This window comes from Streptomyces sp. NPDC104106 (genome assembly GCF_055584345.1).
This window is the reverse complement of the sequence record NZ_JBVJMF010000010.1, coordinates 106072-121519: the sequence shown is the minus strand read 5'-3', so window position 1 is coordinate 121519 and position 15448 is coordinate 106072. Positions and strand designations below refer to the sequence as shown.

The window sequence follows — 15448 nt, the reverse complement described above, 5'->3', positions numbered from 1 at the left end:
GAGCGCGGGACGATCCGTGACGGGACGGATCCGGAGTGTATGGGGGTCTGGGATGGGGCGGTTGTCGCGGCGGGCCTTCGCGCTGGCGGCGCTGTCGACCCTGGCCGGGGCGCCCGGTGCGGCGGCCCTGCCGCGCGCCGGGGAGCAGCCGGGGGGCCGGCCGCGGGGGAGGGCCGAGATGCGGGGTGTGTGGCTGGCGACCGTCAGCAACGGGGACTGGCCCTCCCGGCCCGGCCTGCCGGCCGACGAGCAGCGCAGGGAGCTGGTCGCCTACCTCGACAAGGCGGTGCGGGACCGGCTCAACACCGTGCTGCTCCAGGTGCGGCCGACCGCCGACGCGCTGTGGCCGTCCCCGTACGAGCCCTGGTCGGAGTACCTCACCGGGACCCAGGGCCGGGACCCGGGCTGGGACCCGCTCGGCACCGCCGTCGCCGAGGCCCACGGCCGGGGGCTGGAGCTGCACGCCTGGTTCAACCCGTACCGGATCTCGCTCCAGTCCGACCGCGGCCGGCTCGCCCCCACGCACCCGGCCCGCCGGCACCCCGACTGGGTGGTGACCTACGGCGGGAAGCTCTACTACAACCCCGGCCTGCCCGAGGTCCGCGCCTTCGTCCGGCGGGCCATGCTCGACGCGGTCGCGAAGTACCCGGTCGACGCCGTCCACTTCGACGACTACTTCTACCCGTACCCGGTCGCCGGGCAGACCTTCGACGACGACGCGGCCTACGACCGCTACGGCGGCGAATTCGGCAGCCGGGCCGCGTGGCGGCGGGACAACATCGACAAGCTGGTGCGGGAGACGGCGGCCGGCATCCGGCGCGTCCGGCCCGGCACCCGGTTCGGGATCAGCCCCTTCGCGGTGTGGCGCAACGCCTCGACCGACTCCCGGGGCTCCGACACCCGGGCGGGCGTGCAGACGTACGACGATCTCTACGCGGACACCCGCCGCTGGGTGCGCGAGCACTGGATCGACTACATCGTCCCGCAGATCTACTGGAACATCGGCTTCGCCGCCGCCGACTACGCGAAGCTGGTCGACTGGTGGGCGTCGGTCGCGCAGGGCACGGCGACACGGCTGTACATCGGCGAGGCCCTGTACAAGGCCGGAGCCGCCGGACAGCCCCCGGCCTGGCAGGACCCCGTCGAGCTGTCCCGGCACCTCACGCTCGCCGCACGCTGCCCGCAGGTGCGCGGGCACGTCTTCTTCGCCGCCAAGGACATGGCGGCGGACCCGATCGGTGCGATGGCGCGCGTGGTCGCCGATCACTACGGGCGACCGGCGAAACCACCGCGGTGAGTCACTGCTGTTGCCTGTCCTGGTGCTTGACCTGGCAGTCCGGCCCCGGCGACATGATCGCCTCATGTCCGTCCGGGAACCGCACCCGGTAGGGCGGTTCGCCCTTGTCGCCCATCACTTCGACGACTTCGGACTCCTGGTCGTGCTGGCCGACCACCCTGCCGTGCTGCACCAGCTTGTCGCCCTTGGAAGCGCGCATGTCGGGCCCTCCTCACGCTCACGACCGCTGAGTGACGGCGATGCACACGAGCACGGCCACGGCGGTCACGGGAGCGGCCGTCGTGAAGTGCTCGCCCAGCAGCAGCGCCGACCACACCAGTGTGAGCAGCGGCTGGGCCAACTGCAACTGGCTGGCCCGCGGGATGCCGATGGCCGCCATGCCCCGGTACCAGACGACCAGACCGAGGAACTGCGAGCCCAGAGCCACCCAGAGCAGACCGGCGATCCCGTGGAAGGTCAGGTGCACCGGCTCGTACGCCAGCGCCACCGCGGCGCCCGGGACGGCCAGCGGCGCGCACAGCACCAGCGCCCAGCCGATGACCTGCCAGCCCGGCATCACCCGGGCCAGCCGGCCGCCCTCCGTGTATCCGGCGGCGCACACCAGCAGCGCCCCGAAGAGGAAGCCGTCGGCGGCCGTGAGCGCGCCGCCGCTCTGGGCGAGGGTGAAGGCGACCACGGCCGCGGCGCCCGCGAGCGCGGCGAGCCAGAAGCGGCGCGAGGGGCGGCTGCCCGTGCGCAGCGCCGAGAACACGGCCGTGGTCAGCGGCAGCAGCCCGACCACGACGGCGGCGTGCGCGGTGGTGGAGGTCTGAAGGGCGAGCGTGGTCAGCATCGGGAAGCCCAGCACGACCCCGGCGCCGACGACGGCGAGGCCGGGCAGGTGCCGTCGCTCCGGCAGCGGTACCCGCAGCACGAGCAGACAGCCGCCCGCGACGAGCGCCGCGAGGACACAGCGCGCGGCCACCAGCGACCACGGGCCGAAGCCCTGAAGGCCCCAGGCGGTGGCCGGGAAGGTGAGCGAGAAGGAGGCGACGCCGAGGAAGGCCAGGGCGGTACCGAGGCCGCGCCGCTCGCGCGGAGCGGTGACCGCTATCGAGGTCGGTGCAGTAGCGCTACTCTGTGTCTTCATGCACCAGCGTAGCAGCGTGAGTGAACTGGCAGAACAGCTACGGCGAGACCTTGAGCGCTACTCTCCGGGCGGAAAGCTCCCGTCGAGCCGGGCCCTGGTCGAGCGGTTCCGGGTGAGCCCGGTCACCGTCTCGCGGGCCCTGGCCCAGCTGGCCGCCGAGGGACTGGTGGTCACCCGACCCGGAGCCGGTGCCTTCCGCGCGCGGCCCCGCACGGCCGGGACCCCGGCCGGGGACACCTCCTGGCAGGAGGTCGCGCTGAGCGCCGACGGCGCCGCCGAACTCGTACCGCGCACGGTGGACGCCTCCGGGGTCACCGTCTCGCTGGCCGCGCCGCCGCCCGGCGTGCTGGAGTTCAACGGCGGCTATCTGCACCCGTCCCTGCAGCCCGAGCGCGCCATGGCGGCGGCCCTGGCGCGGGCGGGACGGCGGCCCGGCGCGTGGGGGCGGCCGCCGCTGGAGGGGCTGGCGGAGCTGCGGGAGTGGTTCGCACGCGGGATCGGCGGGGCCGTCACCGCGGCGGAGGTGCTGATCGCGGCCGGCGGGCAGTCCGCACTGGCCACCGCCCTGCGCGCGCTCGCCCCGCCCGGCGCCCCCGTGCTCGTGGAGTCGCCGACCTACCCGGGCATGCTGGCCCTCGCCCGCGCGGCCGGACTGCGCCCGGTGCCGGTGCCCGTGGACCCCGACGGGGTGCGCCCCCAGCTGCTCGCCGACGCCTTCCGGGCCAGCGGCGCCCGGGTGTTCGTGTGCCAGCCGCTGTTCCAGAACCCCACCGGCGCCGTGCTGGCCCCCGGCCGGCGCGCCGAGGTGCTGCGCATCGCCCGCGAGGCGGGCGCGTTCGTCGTCGAGGACGACTTCGTGCGGCGCCTGGTGCACGCCGACGCCGGCCCCCTGCCCCGCCCACTGGCCGCCGACGACCCGGACGGCGTCGTCGTGCACGTCGGCTCGCTGACCAAGGCGACTTCGCCCAGCTTCCGGGTGAGCGCCCTGGCCGCGCACGGGCCGGTGCTGGAACGGCTGCGCGCCATCCAGGTCGTGGACAGCTTCTTCGTCCCCCGGCCGCTGCAGGAGGCGGCCCTGGAACTGGTCGGCTCCCCGGCCTGGCCCCGCCATCTGAGGGCGATCTCGGCCGCGTTGAAGGAGCGCAGGGACGCGATGACGGCGGCGCTGGCCTCGCGCCTGCCCGAACTCGCCCTGCCGCACATCCCTTCCGGCGGCTACCACCTCTGGCTGCGCCTGCCCGACGGCACCGACGAGTCCGCCCTCACCGCGGCCGCCCTCCGCGCGGGCGTCGCCCTCACCCCGGGCCGCCCCTACTTCAGCGCCGAACCCCCCGCGGCCCACCTGAGGCTGAGCTTCGCGGCGGTCGCCGGCACCGGCGAGATCGCGGAGGGCGTACGGCGGCTGCGGGCGGCCTGTGACGAGGTGCTCTAGGGCAGCGTCACCAGCGCGCAGTCCAGTTCCAGCGACGCGAACAGTTCGGGTGTCAGCCGCACTCCGGTGATGCGCTCGGCGAGCGCGAAGGCGGCCTCGGTGTGCAGGGCGAAGTCCCGCTCGTCGCCGGGGCGCAGATCGAACCCGGCCTCGCGCATCTCGGTGAGCAGGGCGTCCGGGTCGCTGCCGTCCCGCTGGGCCGGGAAGAGCGGCTCGAAGTGCAGGCGCTCGGTGCCGTCCTCGAACCAGTGGAAGTGGTCGACCGCGTTGACGTTGCGGAAGTGGGAGACGACCGTACGCCCCCGGGATATCGGCAGCATGACCGGCGCGGTGCTGCCGACGAACCCGTTGTACTCGACCATCACCGTCCAGTTCCCGACCGCCGCGACGCCGACCAGCAGTTTCTCGTCCTCGTACTCGTCCCACGCGTCGTACGACGGCTCGGCGAGCCCGGCCACGCCGGTCACCCGCCCGTCCGGCTGCGCGCCGAGCTCCCGGAGCAGCTGACCAGGCGTCATGTCCCGCACCAGCGTGAGGCAGTAGGCCTCCAGGAGGTCCTTGTGCCGCTCCTTGAGCCAGCCGTGGTCGGCGGCCGTGGTGATCTCGTCCATGGCGAAAATCATGTCAGGTGCCACTGACAGTTCTGCGAACATCGGCTTGTGAGCGATCTACCCGAACTCCCCGACGGCTACGAGTTCTCCGCCGACACCGCCCGCGTCGACGTCGACCGCGTCCACCGCTGGCTGTCGACCGACACCTACTGGGCGCTCGACCGGCCGCGCGAGCGGCATGAGCGGGCGATGGCGGGTTCGCTGAACTTCGGGGTGTACGAGCGGGCCTCGGGGGCGCAGGTGGCGTACGCGCGCGTGGTCACCGATCACGCGCTGTTCGCTTGGCTCGCGGACGTGTACGTCGACCCGTCGGCGCGCGGCAAGGGGATCGGCACGGCGTTCGTCGGCCGCATCCGCGCGCACATCGAGCCGTACGGTGTGCGCCGGATCCTGCTCGCCACCGAGGACGCGCACGGGGTGTACCAGAAGGTGGGCTTCCAGCCGCTGGACCGTCCCGAGCGGTGGATGCTCCACTACTTCGGCTGACGAAGTCCCCCCCGGGCGGGTCGTGTTCAGCTCTCGCGCGTGTAGTCGGTGGTCAGCAGCAGGTCCTTCACGGGGCCGCCGACCCGCCACACCGTGCGCCAGTGGCCGGCGTTCCGGACGGTGAACTCGCCTCGGTAGAGGTCGGCCGCGCACGGGTGGTCGGCGACGTACCGCCCGGTGCTGAGGTCCAGCGGGTGGAAGGGCCGCCCGTCGGCGAACCGCACGTCCGCCGTGCCCGGGGCGGCGCCCGGCAGGAAGCGCAGGGTCCGGGTCGCGGGCCGGGTCACGCCCCGCCAGGTGAAGTCGCCGGACTCCTCGTGCAGCAGCCCGCCGCCGTCCAGCGGGCTGAAGAGGGTCGCCCCGCGGAATTGCCCTTCCTCCCCGCTCGTCAGGTCCCGCACGCTCCGCTCGACGTGCCAGCGCCCGGCCAGATGGGCCAGGACGTCGGCGATCGGCCAGTACGGCGGCGGTGCGTGCATGTGTCGAGCTTACGGCTCACCCCGTCCGCTGCTTTGACGTGCTCACAACAGTGCCTTCGAGGACGTCAACCGCGCCGCCGACGGCGGTCTGTACGCCGAGCCGGTGCAGAACCGGTCCTTCGAGTACTCCACCGCCGACAACGCGTCGTACACCCCGCTGACCGCCTGGACGGTCTCGGGCAGCACCCGGGTCCGCGACGACTCCGGCCGTCTCGACGACCGCAACCGCGCCGATCTCTCGCTGGGCGCCGGTTCGTCGGTCACCAGCTCCGGCTACAACACCGGCATCGCCGTCCAGGACGGCCGGCAGGACGACTTCTCGGTCTGGGCCCGCCCCGACGCCGGCACCACGCTCACCGTCAGCCTCCAGGACGCGGGCGGCACCCTCGCCGCCGGCCGGCGGATCAAGGGGCGGAAGGACGGCTGGGCGCGATACCGCGCCGGCTTCACCGCGACCCGTACCGGCAGCACCGGCCGGCTCACCGTCGGCTCCAGCGCCGCCGCTGCCCTCGACGTGGTCTCCCTCCTCCCCCGCGACACCTACAAGCGCGAGCCCAGCTGTTCATGAACGACGTCGGCGACCGGGTGGTGCCGAGCGCGGCCACCACCACGCCGAACGCCGGCGGCCCCATCACCGGCGCCGTCGGCCTGTCCACCTGGAACACCAGCGCCGCCTACGGCGACGTGAAGGTCGCCGCCGCCGACGGCTCGACCCTGCTCGGCGACGACTTCTCCGGCGACGACTTCTCCGGCGACGACTTCTCCGGTGACGCCTCGAAGTGGACCCGCACCGGCACCGGCAGCTGGAGCGTCCAGGACGGCCAGTACGTCCAGACCGACACCACCGCCCAGAACACCATGGCCGTGGACGGCGGCAAGTCCACGCTGATCTCCGGGCCCGGCTCCGTCGAGACCGGCCGAGCCGTTCCGCCAGGTCGTCACCCGGGACGCGAGGACCGGCGAGCTGATCGTCAAGGTCGTCAACGACCAGTCCTCGGCGGCCCGTACGACCATCGGCCTCGGCGGCGCCAAGGTGTCGTCCAGGGCCGGGGTGACCACGCCGGCCGCCGCCCCGGACGGGGTCGACAGCGAGACGGCGACGGCCGTCGCGCCGGTCACGTCCACCTTCACCGGGGTCGCCGACAGGTTCACCCCCACCTTCCCGGCGAACTCCGTCACGTTCCTCCGGATCAGGCGGAAGCAGCCTCCCGCGCGGGCTGCTGCCCGAGCGGCAGCAGCCCGCGCTCGGCGAAGACCTTCTTCGCGGCGAAGGTGGCGTTCAGCGCCTTCGGCAGGCCGCAGTAGACGGCGGAGTGCACCAGCGCCTCCGTGATCTCCTCCGGCGTGAGGCCCACGTTCAGGGCCGCGTTCACATGCACGTCCAGCTGGGCCTCGCAGCCGCCGAGTGCGGTCAGCATGCCCAAGGTGACCAACTGGCGGTCGCGCGGGGCGAGTCCGGGGCGGTCGTAGATCTCGCCGAAGGCCCAGGCGACGACCTGGTGGCCCAGCTCGGGGCTGATGTCGGCGAGGGAGTCGACGACCCGCTGCCCGGCCTCCCCGTCGACCTTCTTCAGGACCTCGAGGCCGTGGGCGAAGCGCTCGTCGCGGGTGGTGCTCTGTGCGTTGCTCATGGCCGCAACGCTAGGAGTTGGAGCGCACTCAAGGTCAAGCGGGTGCGGCTCAGCGACCGAAGTACCGCTGGGCCGCCCTGGCCCCGTCCGCCGGCGCGTCCATCTCGGCCGGGGTGTTGTAGACGTAGAAGCTCGCCCGGGTCGGTGACCAGCCCGCGAGCGGCCGCCTCCTTCGGGAAGTGGGCGAGGCCCTCGCCGATACCGGCCGGCGGGCGAGGCGAGGAAGGGCGCCAGGGAGTTCACCGCGCGGCGCAGGGGGGTGGGTCGGCGGTTCACCGGCGACCCGCGTGGGGACGATCCACGGGCGCGGGAAACCGCCCGGAAGGCCGGCCGGGGCGAGGGCCTTCACCGGAGTGATTGCATAAAACTGCAACGATACGTATAGTCATGCCATCACGAGGAGGATGGACATGGCGGTACGTGCGGCGGTGGCCGGAGCGAGCGGGTACGCGGGCGGAGAAGTGCTGCGCCTGCTCCTCGCGCACCCCGAGGTCGAGATCGGTGCCCTGACCGGAAACTCCAACGCCGGCCAGCGGCTCGGCGCGCTGCAGCCGCATCTGCCGCCGTTGGCCGACCGGGTCCTGACCGAGACCACGCCCGAGACGCTCGCCGGGCACGACGTGGTCTTCCTGGCGCTGCCGCACGGACAGTCCGCCGCCGTCGCCGAGCGGCTCGGCCCCGACGTCCTCGTGGTCGACATGGGCGCCGACTTCCGGCTGCGGGACCCCGCCGACTGGGAGCGGTTCTACGGTTCCCCGCACGCCGGCACCTGGCCCTACGGCCTCCCCGAACTTCCGGGTGCCCGCGCCGCGCTGGAGGGGTCCAAGCGCATCGCGGTGCCCGGTTGCTACCCCACCGCCGTCACCCTCGCCCTGTTCCCGGCGTACGCGGCCGGACTCGCCGAGCCCGAGGCCGTGATCGTCGCCGCGTCCGGCACCTCCGGCGCGGGCAAGGCCCCCAAGCCGCACCTGCTCGGCAGCGAGGTCATGGGCTCGATGTCGCCGTACGGCGTCGGCGGCGGCCACCGGCACACCCCCGAGATGATCCAGAACCTCAGCGGCGTCGCGGGGGAGCGGATCGCGGTCTCCTTCACCCCGACCCTCGCCCCGATGCCCCGCGGCATCCTCGCCACGTGCAGCGCCTCGGCGAAGCCCGGCGTCACGGCCGAGTCCCTGCGGGCCGCCTACGAGAAGGCCTACGCCGACGAGACGTTCGTCCGGCTGCTGCCCGAGGGCCAGTGGCCGGCGACGGCGTCCGTCCACGGTTCCAACGCCGTTCAGGTGCAGGTCGCGTACGACGAGGCCGTGGACCGCATCATCGCGATCAGCGCCATCGACAACCTCACCAAGGGCACCGCGGGCGGTGCCGTCCAGAGCATGAACATCGCCCTGGGTCTCGACGAGACCACCGGCCTTACGACGATCGGAGTCGCGCCGTGAGTGTGACGGCAGCCAAGGGATTCACGGCGGCGGGCATCGCCGCCGGGATCAAGGAGAACGGCAATCCCGACCTGGCCCTCGTGGTCAACGACGGGCCCCGCCGCGCCGCCGCCGGCGTCTTCACCTCCAACCGCGTGAAGGCCGCGCCGGTGCTGTGGTCCGAGCAGGTCCTCAAGGGCGGCGAGCTGACCGCGGTCGTCCTCAACTCCGGCGGTGCCAACGCCTGTACGGGCCCCCAGGGCTTCCAGGACACCCACGCCACCGCCGAGAAGGTCGCCGAGGCGCTCAACGCCGCGGGCCACGACCGCACCGGCGGCCACGCCCCCGGCCAGGTCGCCGTCTGCTCCACCGGCCTGATCGGCGTGCTGCTGCCGATGGACAAGCTGCTGCCCGGCGTGGACAAGGCCGTCGCCCAGCTCAGCCCGCACGGCGGTGAGAAGGCCGCCATCGCGATCAAGACGACCGACACCGTCCACAAGACCTCCGTGGTGACCCGGGACGGCTGGACCGTCGGCGGCATGGCCAAGGGCGCCGGCATGCTCGCGCCCGGCCTCGCCACCATGCTCGTCGTCCTCACCACCGACGCCGACCTCGACAGCGCGACCCTGGACCGCGCCCTGCGCGCCGCCACCAAGGTCACCTTCGACCGCGTCGACTCCGACGGCTGCATGTCCACCAACGACACCGTGCTGCTGCTCGCCTCCGGTGCCTGCGGCATCACCCCGGAGTACGACGCGTTCGCCGAGGCCGTCCGGCAGGTCTGCGACGACCTCGGCCGGCAGCTGATCGGCGACGCCGAGGGCGCCAGCAAGGACATCAAGGTCGAGGTGATCAACGCGGCCAGCGAGGCGGACGCCGTCGAGGTCGGCCGCTCCATCGCCCGCAACAACCTCCTCAAGTGCGCGATCCACGGCGAGGACCCCAACTGGGGCCGGGTGCTCTCCGCGATCGGCACCACCGGCGCCGTCTTCGAGCCGGACCGGCTCAACGTCGCCATCAACGGCGTCTGGGTGTGCAAGAACGGCTCCGTCGGCGAGGACCGCGACCTGGTCGACATGCGCTACCGCGAGGTGTGCATCACCGCCGACCTCGCCGCCGGCTCCGAGACCGCGACGATCTGGACCAACGACCTGACCGCCGACTACGTCCACGAGAACAGCGCCTACTCCTCATGACCACGACGCGGAAACACACCGCCCTGCCCAAGGCCCAGATCCTCATCGAAGCGCTGCCCTGGCTCACCCGGCACCACGGCAAGACCGTCGTCATCAAGTTCGGCGGCAACGCCATGGTCGACGAGGAGCTGAAGGCCGCGTTCGCCCAGGACGTCGTCTTCCTGCACCACGCCGGCCTCAGGCCCGTCGTCGTGCACGGCGGCGGCCCCCAGATCAGCGCCGCCCTCGACCGGCACGGCATCGTCAGCGAGTTCAAGGCGGGCCTGCGCGTCACCACCGAGGACGCCATGGACGTCGTACGGATGGTGCTCGCGGGCCAGGTGCAGCGCGAGCTGGTCGGCCTGCTCAACCAGCACGGACCGCTCGCCGTCGGCCTGACCGGCGAGGACGCCCACACCATCACCGCGACCCGGCACACCCCCGAGATCGACGGCGAACTGGTCGACATCGGCCGGGTCGGCGAGATCACCGACATCGACACCGGCGCGATCGAGGCGCTGCTCGCCGACGGCCGCATCCCGGTCGTCTCGTCGATCGCCCGCTCCCAGGACGACGGACATGTCTACAACGTCAATGCTGATACGGCGGCTGCGGCACTCGCTGCTGCTCTGGGCGCCGAAACCCTCATGGTCCTCACCGACGTCGAGGGCCTCTACGAGGACTGGCCGAACTCCGACGAGGTGATCAGCCGCCTCACCGCTTCTCAACTGGAGAAGCTGCTGCCGGAGTTGAGCTCTGGCATGGTGCCGAAGATGGAGGGCTGCCTGCACGCCGTGCGAGGCGGCGTGCGGACCGCCCGGGTCATCGACGGCCGGGTCCAGCACTCGATCCTGCTGGAGATCTTCACCGACGAGGGCATCGGCACGATGGTCGTGCCCGACGAAGCCGAGGGGGAGCAGTCATGACGGACAACACCAGCAACACGGGTAACGCCGGCCACACCGGCAACGCCGAGCTGACCGGGCGCTGGCAGGGCGCGCTCATGAACAACTACGGCACCCCGCGGCTGCCCCTCGTGCGGGGCGAGGGCCTGAAGGTGTGGGACGCCGAGGGCCGCGCGTACTACGACTTCGTCGGCGGCATCGCGACCAACGCCCTCGGCCACGCCCACCCGGCGATCGTCCAGGCCGTGAGCCGGCAGATCGCCTCGCTCGGCCACATCTCCAACTTCTTCGTGGCCGAGCCGACCGTCGCCCTCGCCGAACGGCTCCTGACGCTCTTCGGCCGGGAGGGCAGGGTCTTCTTCTGCAACTCCGGCGCGGAGGCCAACGAGGCCGCCTTCAAGATCGGCCGGCTGACCGGGCGCACCCACATGGTGGCCACCACCGGCGGCTTCCACGGCCGCACGATGGGCGCCCTCGCGCTCACCGGCCAGCCCGCCAAGCAGGACGCGTTCCGGCCGCTGCCCGGCGACGTCACCCACGTCCCGTACGGCGACGCGCAGGCGCTCGCCGCCGCGGTCACCGAGGAGACGGCCCTCGTGATCATCGAGCCGATCCAGGGCGAGAACGGCGTGGTCGTCCCCCCGGCCGGCTATCTGAAGGCCGCCCGCGCGATCACCGCCGCCACCGGCGCCCTGCTGGTCCTCGACGAGGTGCAGACCGGCATCGGCCGCACCGGCACCTGGTTCGAGTACCAGGCCCACGAGGGCGTCCTGCCCGACGTCGTCACGCTGGCCAAGCAGCTCGGCGGCGGACTGCCGCTCGCCGCCACGGTGGCCTTCGGCCGGGCCGCCGAACAGCTGCGCCCCGGCCAGCACGGCACGACCTTCGGCGGCAACCCCGTCGCCTGCGCCGCCGGGCTCGCCGTCCTCGACACCATCGCCGACCAGGGCCTGCTGGAGAACGTCAAGCGGCAGAGCGCGGCCCTGCGCGAGGGAATCGAGGCGCTGGACCACCCGTTGATCGATTATGTTCGGGGTGCCGGTCTGCTGCTGGGTATCGTGCTCACCGGGCCGCGCGCGCAGCAGGTGCAGCAGGCGGCCCAGGAGGCCGGGTTCCTGGTGAACGCGCCCGCCCCCGACGTCGTACGGCTCATGCCGCCGTTGAACCTCCGCGACGACGAGGTGGGTGCGCTGCTCCAGGCGCTGCCCGGCATCCTCGACGCAGCGAACCCGGTGGACGGGGACGGACGATCCGGAGAATGAGACGACGATGAGCCAGGCGCAGGACCACGAGCAGGCGGCGGGCGCCGGGCCCGCCGTACCGCAGACCCGCACCGCACGGCACCGCCGGATCGTGGACATCCTCAACCGGCAGCCGGTGCGCTCGCAGAGCCAGCTGGCCAAGCTGCTCGCCGACGACGGGCTGAGCGTCACCCAGGCGACGCTCTCCCGGGACCTCGACGAGCTGAACGCGGTGAAGATCCGCAACACCGACGGCGACCTGATCTACGCGGTGCCGAGCGAGGGCGGCTTCCGCACCCCGCGCGCTCCGCTGGGCGAGTCGGCGAAGGAGGAGCGGATGCGGCGCCTGTCCCAGGAGCTGCTGATCTCCGCGGAGGCCTCGGCCAACCTCGTGGTCCTGCGGACCCCTCCGGGGGCCGCCCAGTTCCTGGCCTCGGCCATCGACCAGGCCGAGCTGCACGACATCCTGGGGACGATCGCGGGTGACGACACCTTGCTGCTGATCAGCCGGAACCCGACGGGGGGCCAGGCGTTGGCGGACCACCTGCTGAGGCTGGCGCAGAACGGCCACTAGGGGGTGGGCTGCCGCCGGCGGTCAGCCCAGCCTCGCCGCCAGCCCTCCGGTGCACCGCACCTCGTCGCCCGCCGTGATCAGCAGGGCCTCCACGTCCGGCAGGGACTCCAACCAGGCCAGACCGGCCCGGGAACCCATCGCGAAGGCGGCCGTGGCCCAGCAGTCGACCCAGGTCAGGCGGGGGCCCACGACCGTCACCGCCACCAGGTCCGTGACCGCCGGCCTGCCGGTGCGCGGGTCCACGATGTGCGCGCCCCGCTCCGCCGTGCCGGACGTCGCGACCGACAGCTCCGCCACCCCGGCCGTCGAGATCACCGCCGCCAGGCCGCCCGGGCGCAGCGGGTCGGCCACTCCGACCCGCCACGGCCGGTGCGGCTCCGGAGCGCCGAGCAGCTGTACGTCCCCACCGCCGTTCACGCTGACCCCGCACACCCCCTCCACCTCCGCCAGCAGCCGCGCCGCCCGCTCGGCGGACCAGCCCTTGACGATGCCGGTGGGGTCCACCGAGCCCTGGTAGCGCGGGCTGAACCAGCCCTCGCTCACCCGTTCCGCCTCGGCCGCGAGGTCCAGTACCCCTCTCACCTCGGGGGAGAGGCCGGCGGACGTCAGCTCGCCCCGGGCCAGCCGTGAGACCTCGCTGTCCTCGCGGTAGGTGGAGAAGAGCGCGTCCACCCGGTGCAGGCCCGCGACCGCCCGCGCCAGAGCCGTGTGCACCGCATCGGGTTCCCCGCCGCGGACGTCGAAGGAGAAGACCGTCCCCATGACCTCCTCCGCGTGCCGCACCGCGGCGGGAGCCTCGGCCATCGCCTCAGCCACCGGCCTGGTCCAGCGCCGACTGCAGCGACTGCTTGTAGCCGGTGCTGGTGTAGGTGGCGCCGGACACCGCGTCGATGTGCGCCGTCCCGGCCACGACCGCCTCCTGGTTCAGCTTCGGCACCGCCATCGCCGTCTTCTGGTCGCTCAGGCCGCCCTGGGGCGCCTGTACCGCCGACGCCTGCGTGATCCTCCCACCGCTGACCGTGATCCGCACCTGTACCGGGCCGTACTGGGTCTGCGCGACCTTCCCGGTGACCGTACGGGCCCGCGCGGCACCGGACGACGAGGATCCGCCGGAGGAACCGGAGGCGCCGGACCCGCCGGACCCCTGGGAGGCGCCGGCGGACTTCTTCATCCTGTCCAGCGCCGACTGGAGCGACTTCTTGTACCCGTCGCTCGTGTACGTCGCCCCGGACACGGTGTCGATCCGCGCGCTCTGCGCCGCCACGGCCTCCTTGTTCAGCTTCGGCACGGCCAGCGCGGTCTTCTGGTCGCTGAGCCCGCCCTTGGGGGCCTGGACCGCCTCCGCCCCGGTGATCCTGCCGCCCGCGACGGTCAGCCGCACCTGGACGGTGCCGTACTGCGTCGGCGTCGCGTCCCCCGTCACCGTGCCGGTGGCCGCACCGGCCGGCCGGGTACCGCCCTGCGCCGGCGCCTGCGCGCCCACGCCCTGCTGCGGCGCCCCCGCCGCGGCCGACGCCGGATCCGACGACGGCTTCAGCGACAGCAGCAGTACGACACCGGAGACCGTCGCGGCGGTGGCCAGGACGACCCGCCGGACCGGGTGGCTCTTCCTCATCTGTCCGTGGCTCCCGCTCACATCTCGAAGGACTCGTGGTGGATGCGGCGGGCGGGGACCCCCGCGCCGCGCAGTGCCTCGTACACCGACTGCGCGAACCCGGGCGGGCCGCACATGAAGACGTCGTGCCGGTCGATGTCCGGGATCTTCCGCTGCAGGTTCTCCGCGGAGATGTCCGGCCGCTCCCCGTCCGGGCTGTTCACCGCGTACATCAGGCGCGCGCCGCGCTCGTCGGCGATCGCCGCCAGCTCGTCCCACAGGGCCAGGTCCTGGGTGGTGTTGGCCCGGTAGAGCAGCGTGATGTCCCCGGCCGCGCCCGGCAGCGTCTCGAACAGCGCCCGCATCGGCGTGATCCCGACCCCGCCCGCGACCAGCAGCACCTTGCCCCGGCTGCGGCGCTGCGCGGTCATCGCGCCGTACGGGCCCTCGGCCCACACCCGGGTGCCGGGCGTCAGCTCGCGCAGCCGGGCGCTGTGGTCGCCGATCGCCTTCACGGTGATCCGCAGCATGTCCGGGCGGGGCGCGGCCGACAGGGAGTACGGGTGGGAGCTGAAGCGCATGCCCGGCGCGAGGAAGCGCCAGCGGAAGAACTGGCCCGCCTCCGCGCCCATCCGGTGCAGCCTGCGCCCGCCGATCAGCACCGACACGATGCCCGGGGTCTCCTCGATCACCGCCTCCACCCGCATCCGGTGCCGCAGGTTCAGCCGGACCGGGGTGATGATCCGGTACCAGACGACCAGCGCGGTGACCGCGCCGTACAGGCCGTACCAGAAGGTCTTGGCCATGGGCTGGACCGCGAAGTCGTTGCCGGTGGTGATCTGGTGCCAGAACGTCAGGAACACCGCCGCGTACGTCAGCAGATGGACGTGGTACCAGGTGTCGTACGGCATCCGGCGGCGCACCGGGCCGATCGACGTCAGCCCGATGAGCACGAACAGACCCGTGCCGATGGCGGCCTTGCCGATGTCGGGCAGCTGGTCGATGGAGTCGATCGTCTGCTGGACGAGATAGCTCAGCGACTTCCCCGCCTGGCGCGCGTACCCCCACATCGTGAGGAAGACGTGCGCGACGATCAGGCAGAGCGTGTAGCGGCCGCTCATCGCGTGCCAGCGGGCCACGCGGTCCGAGCCGACCCGCCGCTCCAGCGCCGGCACGCGCGCCATCTGGAGGACGACCAGCGCCATCAGGTAGCCCGCGAGCAGGCCGGTGATGCGGCCCGCGTTCAGGATGCGGCTGGTGTCGTCGGCGACGGACGGCGTGTTGTGCCACCACAGCCACAGCACCGCCGCCGCGCCCGCCCAGAGGGCGAGCAGCAGCGGGACGGCCGGGGAGCGGCGCGGGCGGATGCGGCGCATCGTCTGTCGGCGGGCGGCACGGCCGCCGGCGAGCGTGGTGGTCACGGTTCTTCCTCCGTGGGGACTCGGGGGAGTCGGCCCCTGGCCCACAGATACGTGC

Annotated in this window: 17 protein-coding genes and 1 pseudogene; 10 read left to right on the top strand and 8 right to left on the bottom strand. The window is 73.0% G+C overall.

Annotated elements, in window-relative coordinates; genetic code table 11:
• Window positions 1-52 precede the first annotated feature (52 nt).
• The gene (locus tag ACZ60X_RS23960; RefSeq protein WP_469601908.1) at window positions 53-1297 is read left to right on the top strand and encodes a glycoside hydrolase family 10-like protein; all 1245 of its coding nucleotides are present in this window, start codon (window positions 53-55) and stop codon (window positions 1295-1297) included.
• A gap of 1 nt (window position 1298) precedes the next feature.
• Here the strand turns inward: ACZ60X_RS23960 and ACZ60X_RS23955 are convergent, their stop codons facing one another.
• Window positions 1299-1496 (bottom strand): DUF1918 domain-containing protein, encoded by a 198-nt coding sequence (locus tag ACZ60X_RS23955; RefSeq protein ID WP_469601905.1) that lies wholly within the window; start codon window positions 1494-1496, stop codon window positions 1299-1301.
• An 18-nt stretch (window positions 1497-1514) separates the two neighbouring features.
• Window positions 1515-2426, bottom strand: a complete 912-nt coding sequence (locus ACZ60X_RS23950; protein WP_469601902.1) for a DMT family transporter — start codon at window positions 2424-2426, stop codon at window positions 1515-1517.
• On the opposite strand from ACZ60X_RS23950, the gene ACZ60X_RS23945 reads away from it, so the two are divergent.
• Window positions 2425-3858 carry an aminotransferase-like domain-containing protein gene (locus ACZ60X_RS23945; protein ID WP_469601899.1) on the top strand — a complete coding sequence of 478 codons (1434 nt, stop codon included), beginning with the start codon at window positions 2425-2427 and terminating at the stop codon, window positions 3856-3858. The two genes, ACZ60X_RS23950 and ACZ60X_RS23945, sit on opposite strands and share 2 nt — an antisense overlap.
• On the opposite strand, the gene ACZ60X_RS23940 is transcribed toward ACZ60X_RS23945, so the two are convergent.
• Window positions 3855-4469 carry a DUF6461 domain-containing protein gene (locus tag ACZ60X_RS23940; RefSeq protein ID WP_469601896.1) on the bottom strand — a complete coding sequence of 205 codons (615 nt, stop codon included), beginning with the start codon at window positions 4467-4469 and terminating at the stop codon, window positions 3855-3857. The genes ACZ60X_RS23945 and ACZ60X_RS23940 overlap by 4 nt on opposite strands.
• A gap of 48 nt (window positions 4470-4517) precedes the next feature.
• Between ACZ60X_RS23940 and ACZ60X_RS23935 the strand changes: the two genes are divergently transcribed.
• A complete protein-coding gene (locus ACZ60X_RS23935) occupies window positions 4518-4955 on the top strand; it encodes a GNAT family N-acetyltransferase (RefSeq protein WP_469601893.1) in 438 nt (145 codons plus the stop codon).
• 26 nt (window positions 4956-4981) lie between these two features.
• Here the strand turns inward: ACZ60X_RS23935 and ACZ60X_RS23930 are convergent, their stop codons facing one another.
• Complete coding sequence (locus ACZ60X_RS23930; RefSeq protein WP_469601891.1) at window positions 4982-5434, bottom strand: DUF6314 family protein; 453 nt, start codon at window positions 5432-5434, stop codon at window positions 4982-4984.
• A 55-nt stretch (window positions 5435-5489) separates the two neighbouring features.
• Here ACZ60X_RS23930 and ACZ60X_RS23925 point away from each other — a divergent pair.
• Together ACZ60X_RS23925 and ACZ60X_RS23920 are read left to right on the top strand one after the other, a co-directional pair.
• Window positions 5490-5993 (top strand): annotated as a pseudogene (locus tag ACZ60X_RS23925) (carbohydrate binding domain-containing protein); the annotation flags it as partial.
• Between the two features lie 5 nt (window positions 5994-5998).
• On the top strand, window positions 5999-6739 hold the full coding sequence (locus ACZ60X_RS23920; protein ID WP_469601888.1) for a hypothetical protein: 741 nt from the start codon (window positions 5999-6001) through the stop codon (window positions 6737-6739).
• Here the strand turns inward: ACZ60X_RS23920 and ACZ60X_RS23915 are convergent.
• Window positions 6625-7065, bottom strand: a complete 441-nt coding sequence (locus ACZ60X_RS23915; protein WP_469601886.1) for a carboxymuconolactone decarboxylase family protein — start codon at window positions 7063-7065, stop codon at window positions 6625-6627. The genes ACZ60X_RS23920 and ACZ60X_RS23915 overlap by 115 nt on opposite strands.
• 410 nt (window positions 7066-7475) lie before the next feature.
• On the opposite strand from ACZ60X_RS23915, the gene argC reads away from it, so the two are divergent.
• From argC to ACZ60X_RS23890, 5 genes are read left to right on the top strand one after another with little or no spacing between them, the layout of a single operon-like run.
• Entirely contained in the window at window positions 7476-8504 is a 1029-nt protein-coding gene (gene argC, locus ACZ60X_RS23910) for an N-acetyl-gamma-glutamyl-phosphate reductase (RefSeq protein WP_469601884.1), read from the top strand.
• Window positions 8501-9679, top strand: a complete 1179-nt coding sequence (argJ, locus tag ACZ60X_RS23905) for a bifunctional glutamate N-acetyltransferase/amino-acid acetyltransferase ArgJ (protein ID WP_469601881.1) — start codon at window positions 8501-8503, stop codon at window positions 9677-9679. The genes argC and argJ overlap by 4 nt, the downstream gene beginning before the upstream one ends.
• Window positions 9676-10584, top strand: coding sequence for an acetylglutamate kinase (argB, locus tag ACZ60X_RS23900; RefSeq protein ID WP_469601879.1), 909 nt, complete (start codon window positions 9676-9678; stop codon window positions 10582-10584). The genes argJ and argB overlap by 4 nt, the downstream gene beginning before the upstream one ends.
• Window positions 10581-11825, top strand: a complete 1245-nt coding sequence (locus ACZ60X_RS23895) for an acetylornithine transaminase (protein ID WP_469601876.1) — start codon at window positions 10581-10583, stop codon at window positions 11823-11825. The genes argB and ACZ60X_RS23895 overlap by 4 nt, the downstream gene beginning before the upstream one ends.
• Before the next feature lie 7 nt (window positions 11826-11832).
• The gene (locus ACZ60X_RS23890; RefSeq protein ID WP_393740518.1) at window positions 11833-12378 is read left to right on the top strand and encodes an arginine repressor; all 546 of its coding nucleotides are present in this window, start codon (window positions 11833-11835) and stop codon (window positions 12376-12378) included.
• A 21-nt stretch (window positions 12379-12399) separates the two neighbouring features.
• Here the strand turns inward: ACZ60X_RS23890 and ACZ60X_RS23885 are convergent, their stop codons facing one another.
• Genes ACZ60X_RS23885 through ACZ60X_RS23875 form a run of 3 tightly spaced genes read right to left on the bottom strand, consistent with a single transcriptional unit; the run spans window position 12400 to window position 15393 of the window.
• Entirely contained in the window at window positions 12400-13140 is a 741-nt protein-coding gene (locus ACZ60X_RS23885; protein ID WP_469602388.1) for an FAD:protein FMN transferase, read from the bottom strand.
• 46 nt (window positions 13141-13186) lie between these two features.
• Complete coding sequence (locus ACZ60X_RS23880; RefSeq protein WP_469601872.1) at window positions 13187-13993, bottom strand: FMN-binding protein; 807 nt, start codon at window positions 13991-13993, stop codon at window positions 13187-13189.
• Between the two features lie 17 nt (window positions 13994-14010).
• Window positions 14011-15393 carry a ferredoxin reductase family protein gene (locus tag ACZ60X_RS23875; protein ID WP_469601870.1) on the bottom strand — a complete coding sequence of 461 codons (1383 nt, stop codon included), beginning with the start codon at window positions 15391-15393 and terminating at the stop codon, window positions 14011-14013.
• Window positions 15394-15448: the final 55 nt, after the last annotated feature.